This is a genomic window from Pantoea sp. PNA 03-3, assembly GCF_003201175.1.
GTDB lineage: Bacteria > Pseudomonadota > Gammaproteobacteria > Enterobacterales > Enterobacteriaceae > Pantoea > Pantoea stewartii.
Genome location: NZ_QICO01000014.1, coordinates 51,827 through 67,940, shown reverse-complemented (window position 1 = coordinate 67,940; position 16,114 = coordinate 51,827). Strand labels below are relative to the sequence as shown.

Here is a 16,114-nt window from a genome sequence, read left to right as displayed (position 1 = left end):
GTGCGACTGCAGCAGCAGAACCTGCACCCACAGCGCCAGTGGCCAGTGAGTCTGCAGCAGCTGAACCTGCACCCGCTGCGCCGGTAGCCAGTGAGTCTGCAGCAGCTGAACCTGCACCCGCTGCGCCGGCGGCCAGTGCGCCTGCAGCAGCTGAACCTGCACCCGCTGCGCCGGTGGCCAGTGCGCCTGCAGCAGCTGAATCTGCACCCGCTGCGCCGGTGGCCAGTGAGCCTGCAGCATCTGAATCTGCACCCGCTGCGCCGGTGGCCAGTGAGCCAGGGGCAAAGGGTGAAGACATAAAAGAAGCCCTTGATCAGGCAGTTAACGGCAGCGCCGAATTCATATCAGAAGCGAACGTATCTGTACTGGAAAATGAGGCCCGGCAGGGCACCGCCGGTCTGGTACAAAATTATGAGGACGGCACATATGAAGTTCTCATCGCCATCACTGACAGTGAGAATGATGATGACGTTTTTCAGCTTGCCAAAGGTCTGCCCCTTGACACGGCAGAGCGGCAGGTCGCTTTTCTTAACGGCCACGATCTGAAAGATATAGCCGCCCTGATGCGCGAGCAGCTTGAGCCATTGCGGGAGGAAAAAAAGCTGACTGCATCTCCTGCAGAAGATACGGGATGGAGCGGCCAGTATTCAGATGCAGACGACGATATCAACAGCAGTGCAGATGATATGGAGGCTTATGCCGCCATGATGGGTGCTGCCGGTGCAGCTTCAGCTGACGCTGCGACAGAAGAGAAATCACCCGCTTCAGATCCTCACGATGCTTCAGCTCAGGAAGGCGACAAGCAGGCTGCAAATGCGGGCGAGGACAAGAAGAAAAAAGCCGAGGCTGAGGCTGAGGCGCAGAACGGTATAAGCTGGACCACGTCGGCTGATGCTGCGCAATCACCAAAAGAGCGTATCGATCTGGAGGGGCTGATCGCCCGATTCACCTACAGAGCTGAGAAAGACCATACCGCATTCATGCTCGATGGCAAAGATGCGTTCTACGACTATGCCACCCACATGCGGATGGCCAGCCCGGAGGCCAGCCAGAGTGAAGAGATGATTCTGGCCGCCGTTCTGACAGCCTCCAAACAGCATCCGAAGGGTATCGAAATTACCGGAACGGAAGAGTTTAAGGACCGTGTTCTCTCGCTTATCAGTGAATACAACATCGATGCCAGACTTTCTAACCCGGAGCAACGAGTCAAACTGCTTGAGCTCAAAAAAGCGAGCGCGCCTGCCGACGACAGTAACGCAAAAGCTCAGCACGGGGAAAAAGAAGATGCTCAGCAGGGTTCTTCGCAGCAGGGCAGCTCCACAGCACCACAGGACGGGATGCGCTGGGCTGAGTCCGATTCGGTTAAACCCGAACAGCAAAGCAAAGCTGCCGGACGCGCAGGCGCAGAAGACAAGTCACCCGGTGATGGCTGGGAGAAGGGCGTGATTATCGATCACGGGCCGGCAAACTATGAATGGAAAGAAGACGAGTCCCGGAACTATTTCGTCAAACTCAAAAATGAACATGGGGAAAAGGTTCTGTGGGGCAAAGACCTGGAAAGGGCAGTTAAAGATGCGGGTGTCGATAACGACAGGCTGGTCACGATTAAGAAGCTGGGTTTTGTTGACGTTGAGGTTGATGCCCCGGTCCGGGATGAGAACGATAAAATCATCCGTTATGAAAAAATCCAGACAAAGCGTAACGAATGGGAGGTGAAACCCGTATATCCGCAGCCTGCAGCAGGCAATGAGCAGGCATACAAACCCTCAGAGCTCGTGCCTTATGATGCCGCAACTTTCCAGAAGATGCGTACCACGGTTCAGCAGCTGACCGGTGTTGACCTCAGCCGTGAGCCGGTCCCGGAAAAAGAGATCTACTGGTTTTTACCAAACGGTAAGCCAGCCCCGGAAGAGATGGCAAAACCGGCAGGCTACAAACTTCCCCAGGAATCAAAAACGGCTGGCGCGCTCTTACTTGTCGCACCTCATAAAAAAGGAGAGACGCCAGACTATGCCCTGTTTGAATCCCGCAAAGGATTCATGCAGGGCGTCGTTAAAGACAAGGAATCCGGTGAGTACCATAGCGTCATCGGAAAAGTGAACACCCGCAAAGACAACAATGGAGAATGGAAAACATATATGACACTTTCAGCAATCAATAAGAATGCTCAAAGTGGAATTGTTTTACATGGTTATGGGCATGTTGATCAGGCCGGGAAGGGGCTAGTTTATAGAAATACAATCGCAAATGAAAAACAGCCTCAGCATTTACAACCAGCGTCGGATGATGTAAAAAACAAAGCTGTAATGAAGCAACTTTTTCATCCTTCAAATGCTGCAAAAAGAAAAGATGATGAAAGGAGAGAACAGACTCATGCACCAGTCGCTAAGTCAGCACCTCGGCCGTAAGACAAAAACCCTGCTGCTTGCAGCAGGGGTTTGCTTTTTTTCCGTGAATACACTCGCTGCAACCCAGACCTGTGCTGCATATGATTTGGCTAAAGCCGGCGCTGATGCTGCCTATAAGCAGGAAGTGGAGAGAATTAACAACGCGGCTAAAAGTGAATCCAGTACATCTGATTCCCTCGGGCAATGCCTGGGGTCAATGTCTGTATCGCTGAAAATTCCGCAGTTCCCGTCCATCGGTGACATTATCGATAAGGTCAAAGATCAGGTATGTAATACCGTTAAATCGAAGATAAATGAGAAATGGGGAAGCCTGGCGAATACGACGCTTGACCCGTGGTCAACCATTTCGTCAAGGCTGCCAGATACGTCAGGTATCCTGCCCAACGCATCTTCAAGTAATGTGCAGTTAAATAGTCCGGCCGCAGCCAGTGGAAGTGGTGAGGATGCAAACAGTGATGCATTCCCATTCCATCTCTAACTACCGGAAGAGTCCCTTCGGGATTTTATCGAACAGTTTGCCGGTTTGGATTTCAACGCGGCGGTGTTCCGCCGCGGTCAGCAAACGCATGAAGTCAGAGGCGGGCAGCACGTCTCTTTTCGAGTCTACATATGTGTCAAGCGAGTCTTCATTCATGAACCGCCTGACAGTATGCAGCCAGTCTTCAGCTGATTTCATATTTTTTGAGCTCTTCTTTGCTCATCCCTTCAAAGGCATTAGGACGGCGGCCTTTTCCGGTCCAGGTAACGGGTTTTCCGTCTACTTCAATTCTGTATTTTACCTTACCGAAAGTGGACTTGCTTTTTGTGGATGGCCCGAAGAGATTTTCAAAAATCTGCATAGCCTCTTCAGAGGAAATATTGTGCTTTTCCATAAACTGTTTCGTGGCTTCCAGTTTTTGCTCAGTGGCTTTCTGTTCTTCCTTGTAATTTTCAATCATTCCTTGAGCGATGTCGGACCACATGTTAATGAGTTGTTCAAGATTTTCAGGCGGGATCTTTCGCAAAACGGCCGTCGCTTTGCGACGTTCGCACATTATCACTGCGCAGGTTCCGTAATCATTATGCTCGCTCATGTCTACCCCATTGTTAATAAACGATCTGCGTGATTTTCTATCACAAACTTTTGAAAAGAGAAACTCTATGAAAACACAAAATAGTGAAAATATTCCTGAACCAGAGGATAAAAATCAGGCATCAGCTGAAATTGATGATCGCCTGGCTTTGGCTCCGGCGCTTGCTGAAGAGAGTAGCCGAACGGTACAGGAAATCGTATCAAAATATGGCTTAAAGGTGATCCTGATCCTCAGTATCGTTGCCCTGATTCAAACACCCGCAAACATTGCCTTTGGCTACCTGCTGTACAAAAAAGAATTCCGCTACATCGCGACGAATGGCGGGAAGTTAACTGAGGTTCATCCAACTGAAGAACCGGCCTATTCAGCCGAAGCGGTAATGGATTTTGCAAACACCAAAATGGTGAAAGCGCTGTCCCTTAATTTTGTGAATTACGAAAACCAGTTAACTGCCTCACGCGGTGATTTCACCCCGGATGGATACATTAGTTTTCGTAAGGCCCTTACTGACAGCGGACTCCTGAAAGATATCAGCGAAAAACGCCTCAACGTCAAATTATCAACTACGCCAGGCACCCTGATCACCGAAGGTGTTATCCGGGGAACCAAAATCTACGCATGGCAATTCCGAATCCCTGTCACCGTTCAGCTCGTCGGTCAGTCGCAGGACTACCGTCCTCAGCCATACGATCTGATGGTGCAGGTCCGCCGCGTCAAAGAAGACGAAGATCCGCGGGGAATCCTAATCGCGCAGGCCATCCTTAAACCCCGGAACTACTGAGGTTCATCATGAAAATTAAGCTCCTTACTGTAATTATGGCCACGCTGTTATCAGCAAACGCTGCTATGGCCGCCGATGAACCGGCAAACAGCAACGGTAATCAGCAGCAGTCTTCGTCTTCAAAGCCCGGAAATGACATTGCCGAATGGCAGCAGGCCAGCTCGATGCCGGCGCAACAGCCACAGGCGCAGGATGCGGGACAGCAGCAGGCCCAGCAACAGGCACAGTTGCAGGCACAGCAGCAGGCACAGGCTCAGCAGCAGGCACAGGCTCAGCAGCAACAGCAGCAACAACGTCCGACTACGGCACTTCCTGCGGCACCACAGCAGCAGCAACCATCACAGCCTCAACAGCAGGTAACGCACGTTAACCCGCAAACGCTGGAGGAACTGCCGCCACCCGTTGTGCAGCAGATACAGCCGTTGACGCCAGGACAGGTCAGATCGGCAAGGAGTGCGATGGAGGATATGAGTGCCGCAGCTAAAACCTCTCCGCTGACGGCCATTCCGCGGATTTCCAGTCAGACTGTTTCGCTGTCTGCAGGTGCATCCATTCCACAGGTCCGCGTATTTCCCAATCAGGCCACCACAGTGACGTTCTCGGATTCGACCGGCCATCCGTGGGTACTTGGCGCTGCACCTTATAATTCAAGCCCCTGTAATGTTCCCGGAGGTGAACTCTGCGTCGGTTACATTCCTGGCTCAGCTGTTTTTACCATCCAGCCATCAAATCCGTATGCCAGCGGTAACGTCACAGTGATGCTGAAAGGCCTGGCTACACCGGTGATCATCAACGTCAAGGGTGCAGAGCCATCCGTGAAAAACAGAACGGTTGATGTTGACTACCGTCTTGACCTTCGTATTCCGATGCGTAGCCCGGATACGCCGGTTTACACGGCCACGCCTGAAAAGAAAATTTCGCTGTATGACAAACAGCTGCAGAGTTTCCTGGACGGCATCCCGCCTGAAGATGCACAGCGTCTGAAACTTACCAATGCTCCGGGCAGTACAAAGGTCTGGCAGATCGGTGACGAACTCTACGTCAGAAGCGCCATGCAGCTGCAGGATGAGTTTGAGAAAACGCTGTCAGCAATCGACGGCACTCACGTTTATGTACTTCCTGCGACACCCGTATTGACCTTTTCAGTTAACGGTCAGGCGCGTGATGTAGAAGTCGAGCTGAATTAAGGGGAGCACAATGGCTACTGAAAAAGGCAAAGAAACCAGGAAGATGATGTTCTATGTCGGCGGAGCGGCGGCAATTGTTGCCCTGATGGCCGGCTACTGGATTTTTGGTTCATCTGACAAAGGCGCCACCGGTGAGTCGCAGGTGAAAGCGCAGGGGCTGGAAGGCGGAACGGGGCAGGATAAGCGAAACGACCCGCAGTACAACAAACTCCTGACGGAGTGGAACGTGGATAAGTCGGATAAAGCTGCCATGACAGGAGACAGCTTTATCTCGACGCTATCCGCCAGTAACCCTGTCACGGTCAATACAGCTACCAAACAGCCAGCACCTCAGTATTCCTGGGAGAACGGCAAAGCCAGCACGAAAAACAACCAGCAGGAAAATGATGCTGCAGCGAAAGAGCGTGAGCGCCAGGCTAAAGCCGTTGCCGAGCTTTTGAAGAAAATCGATGACGGCAAAAAACCGGTGACCACGGGAGTTGCACTGGCTACAGCTTTGGGCGGCGAAGGCAATGATAAAAACGGTGGTGCCTTCAGCGGCTGGACGTCATCAGTCTATCCGCAGGCTCCGAAAGAAGATGCAGGAAATAAACAGGGTGAAAAGGATAAGGTGAAAGACAAAGGAGCCCGTCTGGTTTCCGCCTACACGCTGATCCCTGCTGTGCTGGATACCGCAATGGACAGTGATGACCAGAACAGTATTGCCATTGCTCACGTACCGACAGGCGAACAGGCCGGCGCTAAATTCTATTCGGGACAGAACAGGCTCGCCGGCGACGGTATCCGCATTCACTTTACTGGCATGGAACTTCACGGCGTACAGTGCAAGGTTGATGCCTATGGCGTTGCCTCTGACTCGTTACGTGCAGCGGTTTCAACCAACGTTAACAACCGCTGGTTCAGCCGAATCATCCTTCCGGCCTTTGCTAATGGTCTGGGCCGTACCGGACAGCTTTATGCTGACAGCAATTCGCAAATGATTATCACCGACGGCGGCAACGCCATCCGTTCTACCGGAACACCAGACGGGAAAGCGGTAGCCGGCACCATTATCGGTGGTATGGGTGAGCAGGCTGGCCGTGTAATGGCCGATGATGCTGCCCGACTGCCAATCAAGCAGGTCACCGTTGACCGTAATCAGCTTATCGGCATTCAGTTCGTTGCGCCGGTATATGAAAGCGACTGTGGTGAGAATTTCGATAAAGCTAACGAAAAAACACAGCAGGCAGAGCAACAGGCAACGCCCACCCTGACCAGTGCGCCGGCACAACAGATGCCGCCACAGGCACCGAACTATCCCACGCAGAATTACCCAGGCTATCCCGGCTACGGGTATGGCGCCAGCAACCCGTATTACCGTTAAGGAGATAACCGATGAGCCTTTTTGATGATGATCAGAACACAGTAGCCACGCCGCAGCCGGAACAGGAAAAAGTGGTGAGCACTGAAAAACCAAAAGCGACTGTGAAGCCGGCGGCGAAAGCGAATAAAAAGCCGATGGCCATTGGCGATTATGCGTGGATAGCCGGGATTGTCGTGGTAGTCGTGATCCTTGTTATCTGGCTGTTTGGCGGAAGCAGCAGCGATACAGCGCCGGCGAAAGGTGGAGGCCAGATCCAGAGTTCAGGGCCGCGGCCGGCAGCACAGACCGATAACAGCAATCAGTATGACGGTGATTTCCGAGAACAAATCTCCGGCATCCTGCTGCAGCAGAAAGAGAAAATGGATTCTATTGAATCGACATCCAAGAACGGAATGATGGTCCTTTCCAGCCAGCTTCAAAGTGCTAACGAGCAAATCAAAAACCTAAGCACAGAAGTACAGAGACTGAAAATGAGATTAGCCGGAAATGGCGATTCTATTTCTGGATCTGATACAAATAATTCTGGTCAGTATTCGCAGGCATTGCCGCTACTTAAAGGTTTTTCAATTAATGATTTATCTGGCGATCTGGCTTGGGTAAAATACAATAACCAGACCTATGCGGTTAAGGTCGGTAGTCAGCTTGGTGGTGTCACCGTAACCGGTATTGATACTGAAAACAGAATCGTAACTACGAGTAAAGGATTAATACGTTAATCCGGCTCTGAAAAGGCAACGTTATGGATTTAGAATCGGTACTAATTCAGGTAGCAAACGGCGGGCAGCAGCCTTTAACAAGGCTCATCATTGGCATTGCTGCCATCGCCGGAATTATAGGTGTCATTGCATACCTGATAAGCCTCAGAAACAAGGCCAGACATTCAACGAAAGGTGTTGAAGCCGGCAAGATTTTTGCCGGCATCATCTTTTCGGTATGCCTGATCTCACTTGAGGCACAGATGAACACAGGTGGTGCAACGTTAGGATTCGGCGACGTCAGCTTTGGCCCCGTCAGCTATGCGAGCGAATCGACATTTGGCATGGGTGCCTCAGCTGTGAATGCCGTGCTAGGGATAGTGAGAGTTCTGGGAGCCTACTTCTTTTACAAAGGCATAAAGGGGTTGAAGGACTCCTTTCTTGAAGGACATACAGAGCTCTCTGCATCCGGTCAGCGGGGCGCTTCACTTGTGAAATGCCTCTGTGGACTCTTCCTGATATTCGATACACAAACGCTCGACTCACTTCAGAGCACCCTAAATCTCCATTGGTAAAAGGAAACGTTATGAACATGGTAAAGCGCATCAAAGATAAAGTGTTATCAGCCTCTGTTGCGGTCGATCAGCTGCGTGGTGCAGCTGTGAAATCAATGGTCATTATGCCGCTTGCATTACTGAGCAAAGAGGCTTCAGCAGAAACGACAATCTGGGAAAAGATCAATACCTTCACTGAAGGTATGGCCAGTACCCAGCCAGGGCTGATTACCGGTGCAAAAGTGGTGGGTGTTGTGTGCTTCATTGGTGGTCTGGTTGCTCTGTGGATGAAAAACAAACGCGGAGCAGACATCAAAGGCAGTTACATCTTCTGGTCAATGTTTGTGGGCGCCTGCCTGATTGGTCTGACTGCATGGATCTCTTCCGTCGGCTCAACCGTCGGCGTTGACTCAACCCTGTAATACCCCCCTCATGGCCCCGGAATCCGGGGCCAATACCGGAGTACCCTCTATGAAAGAGTTCAATCTTAAAGAATGCGAATCACCGGCCCGGTGCAATGGATGCGGAATAAAGAGCAAAGACGTTTTCTTGCTGACGGAGAAAGGGCAGAAAGAGAGAACACTTTGCTCTGTATGCCTGTCAGTTGAGCATCCGGAAAAAATGAAGCTGGAAACCCAAACTGGTCTGCTTCTGAAACGTAAAACAAACAGAAAGCTCTACAGCCTGCTTTTCAGGGCGATCGCCAGTGCCGAAATGTCCGGAAACGAAGAGTACCGGGAAAAAGCGCAGCAGATGAGAAAAATTCTGGCCAGCACGTCTGACGTTGTACTCAACGAAACTGAGAGCGACGACGGTTATGATCTGCTGCATCTGATAAAACGACATCATCAGCTGATCCCCATGAATTTTGACGAAGAATTTATGCGTTCTGTAGCCGATGCGGACAGCCTGCCAGACGTCGGTGACTGGAATAAAATTTACAAGGGTAAGAGGGGTTTAAAATGATTTCACTGATTGAGGATATGATTGAAGGTGTCTCGCGCCACCTTACTTCTAACGACTCGCTGAAATACTGTGATCTGACCACCGTTCACGGCCTGACCACACAGGACCGCCTGGAACATCCGGAAATTCATTCACCGTACATCCTGATCACTAAAAACAACGATTTCCTGTCAGTCATTGAAGTCCAGGGCTCCAAGTCAGCATTTGACGAGCGGTCTTTTAATAACTTTATCTCTCACCTGTCGAGCTCGCTTTCAAACTCTTTCATCGAAAGCGGCCATAAGCTGTCTGTTGTTTTCGAGCGCGACTTTACCAAGAATCAGGAAGAGCTCAATAACGTTTACAAGTCCCAGATTTCGGCAGCAGAGCGCCTGCAGCTTGATATTAAAGATCTGATTGCCGATGACGCCAGGAAGATCGCGGCGCATTACAGCCGTGAACGTGCATATATCGTGCTCTACACGGCTAAAGGGATGATCTCAAAAGATGAAATGAAAAACGAGCAGGCAAAAGCTGCGGCTGCACTGAAGGACATCCCACGTACCCGCTTCAGTCAGAACCCTGTCGAATTTCAACTGGAAGGCCTTAAAATCACTCACGATGCGATGCTGTGGCGTCTTATCAGTATGCTGCAGGGTGATGATGAAACCGGCATGGGGCTTCTGGTAGACGTCCTGGACGTCAAAAAGGCCGGCGCCATGATGCGTCAGCTGATGTTCCGTAATTCCACATCCGAAAACTGGTACCCGCGAACACCCTTCGACCGTAATCTCAGGGCTTATGGCTCGGGCAGAAAGGACAACATTGATTGTCTGCTTCCGCCGCGTCTGAACATTCAGCTGATGGAAGGTGAGCTTGAAGAAGACGGCGGGCTTGTTTACTGCGATGGTAAGTATTACGGCTCAATCTCGCTTGAATTACCGCCTCTTCACCCTGTTAAATTTAAGCAGTTATTTAACGCCATCAACCGCAAAATTCCGTACCGGGTAAAGTACGATTTTATGGGCGGCGGCAAAAAGGCGCTGTTCTGGCCATCGTTCATCATGTCCTTCCTGAGATTCCTTCCCTCACTCGGTAATATTGCGCGGGACATGGACTATGTTCAGGCCCAGAGCGAAACCGATCCGGCTGCTATTATGGCCATCAACTTTGCCACCTGGGGGGATACTAAAGATGAAGCCAAACGTAATCTCGCCTCGCTGACAAAATCAATCGAGGGCTGGGGTGTCTGCGGTGTTTCACGGACCTATGGCAACCCTGCCAGCGCGCTAATTGCGTCAGTGCCTGGCCTGACTACGGCAACGCCCGGAGCACTGCATTATCCACCGCTGAGTGAAGGTCTGAGAATGCTTCCGTTTGAGCGTCCGGCGAGTCCGTGGCACGGAAGCGGTAATATCAACTTCATCACGCTCGACGGCAAGCTGTTCCCCTATCAGATTGCCAGCCCACTGCAGGAGAAGTTCACGGATGTGATCACGGGCGTACCTGGTTCAGGTAAGAGCGTTCTGGCCAACCGTCTCAATCTCAGTGCCCTGTTCAGGGCCGACAAAAAACTTCCTTATCTGACCATCATTGATAAAGGTTTTAGTGCTAAGGGTATCGCTGATCTGATCTATGACGAGCTGCCGGCAGATAAGCGTCATCTTGTTGCCAGCATTACGCTTAACAACGATGAGCACCACTGTATAAATATCTGTGATACTCAGCTGGGTTCCCGTTTCCTGACGCAGTTTGAAGCCGTATTCCTGAAGCAGATGCTTAACGCATTCTGTATTGATCCGGCCACGGGTCAGCCACCTAACGCAATGGCCGTTGACCAGATTATTTCCAGGCTTGTGAACAGCGTTTATAAATCGCTGGCACATACCCATGCAAAACCATTCAAACGAAACGATCCTTTAGTGAATGAAGCATTAAGGGAAACCGGCCTTGAACAGGAGCTGGGCGAAGAGTGGTTTGATAAAGCTACCTGGTGGGAAGTTGTCGATAAGCTGTTTGCCAGAAAACAATTCCACGCCGCGACCGTTGCGCAGCGCTACGCGGTGCCAACCATACACGACTTCATAGCCTTACTGACCGAGAAAACGTTTGCAACTCAATACAACGACGTAACGGTTGATGGCAGAGAATCGGTTGTGGCTTTCATATCACGCTGCTTCAAAGCTGCAGCTGCAGACTATGCTATTTTCTCCGGCATCACGGTTTATGATTTCAGCCCGGAAACGCGCATTGCGATTCTGGACATGCAAAACGTTCTGGGAGACAGAACAACACCTGCCGGCCGGCTTAAATCCGGCATTATGTATCTGTTTGCACGTCAGATGGCCGTCAGAAACTATTATCTTCCGCAGTCTGCTGACACTTTCCTGCCGGCATTGCCGGAGCAGTACAGGGCTTACCACCGGGCTCGCATCAGTGAGCTCTCAGAGGAAGTCAAACATACGTTCTACGACGAGTGTCATAACTTCGATGGCATCGAGTTCGTGCAGAATGCCCTGAACACGGCTGACCTTGAAGACCGTAAGTTTAACGTTCGTACCGCCTTCTCGTCGCAGTTCCTGAGCCATATGCCGACGAGCGTCCTGAAAACCATGAACAGTCTTTTTATGATGCGCCTGAGTGAAGGTGACGAAGAGCATCTTAAAAAACTTGAAATCACAGTGCCGCCAGAGATTCTTCGCCGGTTCCGACAGCTTCCGCAGGGTGTTTACCCGGACGGAAGCGGCACGGCATTTCTCGGTATTTTCAAAACAAAACGCGGGCTTATTTGCCATATACTGAAAAATACTTTAGGTCCTAAAATGCTCTGGGCGCTTAACTCCTCTGCAAAAGACCGGTCACTCAGAACGACACTGTACGAGGAATTGGGAACTAAAAAAGCAAGGGAGGTTCTTGCAAACAAATTCCCAATGGGAAGTGCATCAAGTATCATTGATGAAATGGTTATGAATCAGGGTGGAGACAGCGAGTCTGAAGAAGAATCACAGACAATGGCTACGAAACTCGGTAAGCAACTCATTTCTGAAGTGAGAAGGGGGATTTGATGAAATACTTCGGAAAAACAAAAAGGCCGATACTGGCTGTCTCAATTCTCGCTATCAGCGTTCAGACGGCGTATGCCTTTACCGTTAACGTCAACAGCAGCATTCCAATTTCAACTCAGGTAATGCCAGCGCTGAGCACGGCAAACGGTCTGCTGGGTAACATACAGGCCACACTTATCAACATCGGTACAGCCATCAGCCAGCAGGGCGACCGGCAGGCCGCGCTCATGCAGCAGGTCGCGGAAACTAACCGGCAGTTTGACGTAGAGCAGAAGCGTAACGATCGCCTTCTGCAGGCGCAGGACAAATACCGTGTGCCGGACGATATCTGCTCTCAGGCTTTGGGTGGTGGTGCATCCTCTGTTTCGTCAGCAGCTGCCGGTGGCCAGAGAACGCTGGGCAGCGCCAGCTCAGCTAAGGATGTGAAGGCAATCTTTGAAGTGCCAGCGCGTGCGGTAGATGTTGATGCCTCAACGTCTGCTGACGTTCACAGCCAGTACTGCGACAGCTCTGACTATGCGGCTTTCGGTGGAACCTCTTTCTGTCCGTCCGTTTCAGACATGCCCCGCGGTGATACTTCCCTGAGTTCGGTTCTTTATGGCGCCGGTAAAGAAGGGAAAGCACCCGATTTAACTTTCTCGGATGACCAGACAGATGCAGCACTGCGTTATATGAAAAATACGGCGCTGCGCAGCGCCGGCAAGCAGCTGAGCCGTGGAGAGGTAAAAGGCCCCAGCGGGCGTATCTATCTGGGCATGATTCAGCAGTACCAGGCTCTGACAGACGCAGCAGCGCAGCCGCAGATGGAAATGATAGCCAACTCTAAACCGAACCCTGCAACGGATTCAGCGCTGGCAGACGCACGAAAAGTGCCTGAAGTTGAATCTTACTTCCAGGCAACGGCCAGCACAGAGGCTAAGCGCCTGAATCGTATGTCAGCCAGGGAGTTCGAAGAGTTTGAGGTTGGCCGGCGTTACAGTAATCCTGCCTATCAGGCAACGCTGACAAACAAAAACACTGAAGATCTGATGCGCGAGCAAATCAACATCGCCAATCTGAACAACTGGCTTGTGCTTAAAACGAAACAGCAGCTCGAAAAGCAGAATGTCCTGATCGGGCAGCTGCTTGCCAACGACGCATACCAGACATACAAACCCATGCTGGCAACCCAGCTGGATAGTGTGAACGCGGGGGTATCGAAAAAATGACGGATGAAAAAATTACAGGGGAAAAAGATAAGCATCAGCCAGGGAAGCTGAAAAAGAGTGTTGATGCGATCACTGGCGTTAACGACCTGCCGCAGGGGAGGGCGAAGCGAACGATCTATTACCTGACCGGTGTCAGTGATATCTACTTTATCATTGCGTCCGTCAAACAAACATTCGGCCTGCTATTTCAGCGGGCTTCTTTTGTTAAGGAACAAATTAAAAATCTGGAAGCGCCAGCTGACGGGGCAGCGTCAAATAAGAACTTCGACGAAGTAATAAAAAACAGCAAGTTAAGTATTGATGAAAACATTATCAAAGCAGGTAAGTACAAAAAATACTGGTTATCTTGTTTCTTTATTGCTTTGTTAATGAGCCTTTTCATGGTGGCAGGCTGCGTGAAAATGCTTGTTAATGCTGAATACAGCATGGTTTTCCTTAAGGTCACCCTGACATTAGGAATGATGTTTTCTGTAGGCATCTTCTCGTTCATCAAAGCATTAACTTACGAATTTTTAGGCTGGCAATTACGGAATCAAATTCACTCTGAAGCTGAAAGAGGAACGTTGCGATTTTTCTTGAGTGACAGCGGAGTAAAAAACACTTTTAACTTCGAACAGGCGGGTCAGTTAAGGGGGGAGTATGAGTAAATACAAAACAGCACTGATCACGTTCATGGCTGCTTTGACTGCCGCCTCGCCTGCCTATTCTGCCGATCTCGATATTGAGAGCATATCCGAAGCAGCTAAACGTACCGGTGATTTGTCACGGCAGATGCTGCATACGGTCTTCGGTGAAGTTGTAAACAACCCATTTAGTCCATCCGGTGATGGACTGCTTAATAATGTTTTTTTTACTGTCAATGAAGTCATTGCCATTCTGGCTCTCGTCTACATGGGGATTATTACGCTTAAAAAGTTCCATCAGGCAGGTCAGTTAGGGCAGTTTGTCGAAGGTGATAGCAATAATGCTTTCAAAATTGTTAAGACTACATTCGGCTGGCTTATGCTGGTGCCGACAGTCGTCGGATGGTCCGTAGCTCAGCTTTTGTTCCTGTGGTGCGGCTCTATTATCGGTGTTGGCTCTGCTAACGTCATTGCTGATAAAACAGCTTCAGAACTTGCAAGTGGGAAGGCTGTTTATATAACGCCCGTCATGCCCGAGATGGCCTCAGTTGCTAAGGGTATGTTTGAAATGAACCTTTGCGCACTTGGAGTTAATCAGGGATTGGCCCAGATGGAAGCATCCGGACAGCATTATGAGGCTGATAGCCTCATGAAATATAATACCGGATCTTCAAGTTACTCTATCTCCGTCGATAATGGTTCTGCAGTCTGCGGCACAGTAAAATTGCCTCAAAAACCTACGGGCTGGTCTTCTGTATTCTCAAGCGGATACGCTGATGCAGTATATACAACGCAGCAGCAGGCAACTGATACGCTCTGGAGCAAAATGAAGAGTACGGCTGAGCAATTTAATTCAGCGTATATGTCAAGATTGCGTGCAGGTGATGGCGAACTGCCAGACGTTGAAACAGCAATTCAAACTGCTGCCAGAGATTATCAGCAAAAGGTTCAGCAGGCAGCTGATAACGCGGCAGGAAGCAATGACATGCTTCAGAAGATGGAGACAGACATTAAAGACAAAGGCTGGCTATATCTTGGTATCTACTACCATACGCTGGCTACGGCTAACACTGAGCTAAAAGACGTTGCAAACCTGAAGCCGGTAATTTCGGGGATGAGTGGTGACGGGGATGTAGGTTCCACTGATTATTATAAAGGCCTGTTCCAGGCTTATCATTCTCAGCTAAAAAACAGTACCTACACCCCACCATTGGGAACCGCGGATAACGCCTTAGCGCAAAACATAGATAACAAAGGGATTGAAGAAGCAGCCAAAACAGGTGATGCAGGTTCATTGATTACTAAAATCTTTAACTTCAACGTAACAGCCTGGTTAGCAACACGAAATTATGGGTCCGGCGATGGCTATAGTGACGTAACTAACCCCCTGCTTAAAATGAAAGCCATTGGGGATTACACCATGTTTACGGCCGAGAGCGGGCTTGCAGCATGGGGTGCCGTGAATGTGGCCATGGCTGTTGCAGAGGGAAACAATGCGGCCGGGCTGGGAGCAAGCGCACTTAACTTCTTCTCAGGTGGCAAAGACATAATCAAAGGGATAATTAAAACAGTAGCCCCTATGATTTATATGATCTTAGTGGCACTTTTTTGCATTGGATTAACACTATCCATCTGGTTGCCGTTTGTTCCTTTCATATTCTGGTTTGTGGCAATGGCCGACTGGCTGGTTACGCTTATGACAGGAATCGTCGCATCTTCTCTCTGGGCCGCTACGCATATCAATATCGGCCAGAGCAATGAAGACAGGTCTACCTATGGTTACATCTTTTTAATCGATGTAATGATTCGACCGTTACTGATGGTGATGGGCTTCATTTTCGCATCGCTAGCGGTTGTTGCACTCGGTACAGCACTTAACTACATCTTTGCGACAGCAATGGAAAATGTTCAGGCTGATTCAACTACCGGCCTGTGGTCAATGATAGGCATCCTTTTTGTATACGCCCGAATCTGCACAGGTATGGTTGCAAGGGTTTTTGCGTTACCAGCCAGAATGCCTAACTATGTGATCAGCTGGATTGGTAACAAACAGAACGATTCTATTCTGGGTGATATGCAGAACCACGTTCACGACCTGTTTGCAGCCTTCGGCCGCGGTGCTAAAACGACAGGAAAGGTCCCAGGCGGACCGAAAAATTTCAACCCTACGAATGCGGTAGATAAAACCAAAGACGGTATAGCAGGGGGATAA

General features: G+C 50.1%; 16 protein-coding genes. 13 read left to right on the top strand and 3 right to left on the bottom strand.

Features of this window, described 5'->3' with window-relative positions; all coding sequences use genetic code 11:
- A partial coding sequence (locus C7433_RS23680; RefSeq protein ID WP_158281351.1) for a hypothetical protein occupies nucleotides 1–252 on the bottom strand: 252 nt, incomplete at its 3' end.
- An 11-nt stretch (nucleotides 253–263) separates the two neighbouring features.
- Between C7433_RS23680 and C7433_RS22705 the strand changes: the two genes are divergently transcribed.
- Together C7433_RS22705 and C7433_RS22700 are read left to right on the top strand one after the other, a co-directional pair.
- A complete protein-coding gene (locus C7433_RS22705; protein WP_233255833.1) occupies nucleotides 264–2,408 on the top strand; it encodes an LPD7 domain-containing protein in 2,145 nt (714 codons plus the stop codon).
- Nucleotides 2,374–2,886: a hypothetical protein gene (locus tag C7433_RS22700; RefSeq protein ID WP_233255832.1), complete on the top strand. Its 513-nt coding sequence runs from the start codon at nucleotides 2,374–2,376 to the stop codon at nucleotides 2,884–2,886. The genes C7433_RS22705 and C7433_RS22700 overlap by 35 nt, the downstream gene beginning before the upstream one ends.
- On the opposite strand, the gene C7433_RS22695 is transcribed toward C7433_RS22700, so the two are convergent.
- Together C7433_RS22695 and C7433_RS22690 are read right to left on the bottom strand one after the other, a co-directional pair.
- On the bottom strand, nucleotides 2,887–3,042 hold the full coding sequence (locus C7433_RS22695) for an Hha/YmoA family nucleoid-associated regulatory protein (protein WP_233255831.1): 156 nt from the start codon (nucleotides 3,040–3,042) through the stop codon (nucleotides 2,887–2,889).
- 28 nt (nucleotides 3,043–3,070) lie between these two features.
- Nucleotides 3,071–3,481 carry an H-NS family nucleoid-associated regulatory protein gene (locus C7433_RS22690; protein ID WP_110269016.1) on the bottom strand — a complete coding sequence of 137 codons (411 nt, stop codon included), beginning with the start codon at nucleotides 3,479–3,481 and terminating at the stop codon, nucleotides 3,071–3,073.
- Nucleotides 3,482–3,548: 67 nt separating this feature from the next.
- On the opposite strand from C7433_RS22690, the gene C7433_RS22685 reads away from it, so the two are divergent.
- Genes C7433_RS22685 through C7433_RS22635 form a run of 11 tightly spaced genes read left to right on the top strand, consistent with a single transcriptional unit; the run spans nucleotide 3,549 to nucleotide 16,114 of the window.
- A complete protein-coding gene (locus C7433_RS22685; protein WP_233255830.1) occupies nucleotides 3,549–4,262 on the top strand; it encodes a DotI/IcmL family type IV secretion protein in 714 nt (237 codons plus the stop codon).
- Nucleotides 4,263–4,270: 8 nt separating this feature from the next.
- A complete protein-coding gene (locus C7433_RS22680) occupies nucleotides 4,271–5,449 on the top strand; it encodes a DotH/IcmK family type IV secretion protein (protein ID WP_110269014.1) in 1,179 nt (392 codons plus the stop codon).
- Between the two features lie 10 nt (nucleotides 5,450–5,459).
- A complete protein-coding gene (gene traO / locus C7433_RS22675) occupies nucleotides 5,460–6,812 on the top strand; it encodes a conjugal transfer protein TraO (RefSeq protein WP_110269013.1) in 1,353 nt (450 codons plus the stop codon).
- 11 nt (nucleotides 6,813–6,823) lie between these two features.
- Nucleotides 6,824–7,528: a conjugal transfer protein TraP gene (gene traP, locus C7433_RS22670; protein ID WP_158281350.1), complete on the top strand. Its 705-nt coding sequence runs from the start codon at nucleotides 6,824–6,826 to the stop codon at nucleotides 7,526–7,528.
- Nucleotides 7,529–7,551: 23 nt separating this feature from the next.
- Nucleotides 7,552–8,082, top strand: a complete 531-nt coding sequence (traQ, locus tag C7433_RS22665; RefSeq protein ID WP_110269012.1) for a conjugal transfer protein TraQ — start codon at nucleotides 7,552–7,554, stop codon at nucleotides 8,080–8,082.
- Nucleotides 8,083–8,093: 11 nt separating this feature from the next.
- Nucleotides 8,094–8,483, top strand: coding sequence for a DUF6750 family protein (locus C7433_RS22660; RefSeq protein ID WP_110269011.1), 390 nt, complete (start codon nucleotides 8,094–8,096; stop codon nucleotides 8,481–8,483).
- Nucleotides 8,484–8,532: 49 nt separating this feature from the next.
- Nucleotides 8,533–9,027 carry a hypothetical protein gene (locus C7433_RS22655; RefSeq protein ID WP_233255829.1) on the top strand — a complete coding sequence of 165 codons (495 nt, stop codon included), beginning with the start codon at nucleotides 8,533–8,535 and terminating at the stop codon, nucleotides 9,025–9,027.
- Entirely contained in the window at nucleotides 9,024–12,071 is a 3,048-nt protein-coding gene (locus C7433_RS22650) for a conjugal transfer protein (RefSeq protein WP_110269009.1), read from the top strand. The genes C7433_RS22655 and C7433_RS22650 overlap by 4 nt, the downstream gene beginning before the upstream one ends.
- A complete protein-coding gene (gene traW, locus C7433_RS22645; RefSeq protein WP_110269008.1) occupies nucleotides 12,071–13,279 on the top strand; it encodes a conjugal transfer protein TraW in 1,209 nt (402 codons plus the stop codon). The genes C7433_RS22650 and traW overlap by 1 nt, the downstream gene beginning before the upstream one ends.
- Nucleotides 13,276–13,926, top strand: coding sequence for a TraX-like protein (locus C7433_RS22640; protein ID WP_110269007.1), 651 nt, complete (start codon nucleotides 13,276–13,278; stop codon nucleotides 13,924–13,926). Before traW ends, C7433_RS22640 begins: the two co-directional genes overlap by 4 nt.
- Nucleotides 13,919–16,114, top strand: a complete 2,196-nt coding sequence (locus C7433_RS22635) for a DotA/TraY family protein (protein ID WP_110269006.1) — start codon at nucleotides 13,919–13,921, stop codon at nucleotides 16,112–16,114. The genes C7433_RS22640 and C7433_RS22635 overlap by 8 nt, the downstream gene beginning before the upstream one ends.

Bases quoted from the DNA above. Each gene is read 5' to 3' on its own strand.
- C7433_RS22700 (WP_233255832.1), top strand. From the start codon at position 2,374: ATGCACCAGTCGCTAAGTCAGCACCTCGGCCGTAAGACAAAAACCCTG.
- C7433_RS22695 (WP_233255831.1), bottom strand. From the start codon at position 3,042: ATGAATGAAGACTCGCTTGACACATATGTAGACTCGAAAAGAGACGTG.
- C7433_RS22690 (WP_110269016.1), bottom strand. From the start codon at position 3,481: ATGAGCGAGCATAATGATTACGGAACCTGCGCAGTGATAATGTGCGAA.
- C7433_RS22685 (WP_233255830.1), top strand. From the start codon at position 3,549: ATGAAAACACAAAATAGTGAAAATATTCCTGAACCAGAGGATAAAAAT.
- C7433_RS22680 (WP_110269014.1), top strand. From the start codon at position 4,271: ATGAAAATTAAGCTCCTTACTGTAATTATGGCCACGCTGTTATCAGCA.
- traO (WP_110269013.1), top strand. From the start codon at position 5,460: ATGGCTACTGAAAAAGGCAAAGAAACCAGGAAGATGATGTTCTATGTC.
- traP (WP_158281350.1), top strand. From the start codon at position 6,824: ATGAGCCTTTTTGATGATGATCAGAACACAGTAGCCACGCCGCAGCCG.
- traQ (WP_110269012.1), top strand. From the start codon at position 7,552: ATGGATTTAGAATCGGTACTAATTCAGGTAGCAAACGGCGGGCAGCAG.
- C7433_RS22660 (WP_110269011.1), top strand. From the start codon at position 8,094: ATGAACATGGTAAAGCGCATCAAAGATAAAGTGTTATCAGCCTCTGTT.
- C7433_RS22655 (WP_233255829.1), top strand. From the start codon at position 8,533: ATGAAAGAGTTCAATCTTAAAGAATGCGAATCACCGGCCCGGTGCAAT.
- C7433_RS22650 (WP_110269009.1), top strand. From the start codon at position 9,024: ATGATTTCACTGATTGAGGATATGATTGAAGGTGTCTCGCGCCACCTT.
- traW (WP_110269008.1), top strand. From the start codon at position 12,071: ATGAAATACTTCGGAAAAACAAAAAGGCCGATACTGGCTGTCTCAATT.
- C7433_RS22640 (WP_110269007.1), top strand. From the start codon at position 13,276: ATGACGGATGAAAAAATTACAGGGGAAAAAGATAAGCATCAGCCAGGG.
- C7433_RS22635 (WP_110269006.1), top strand. From the start codon at position 13,919: ATGAGTAAATACAAAACAGCACTGATCACGTTCATGGCTGCTTTGACT.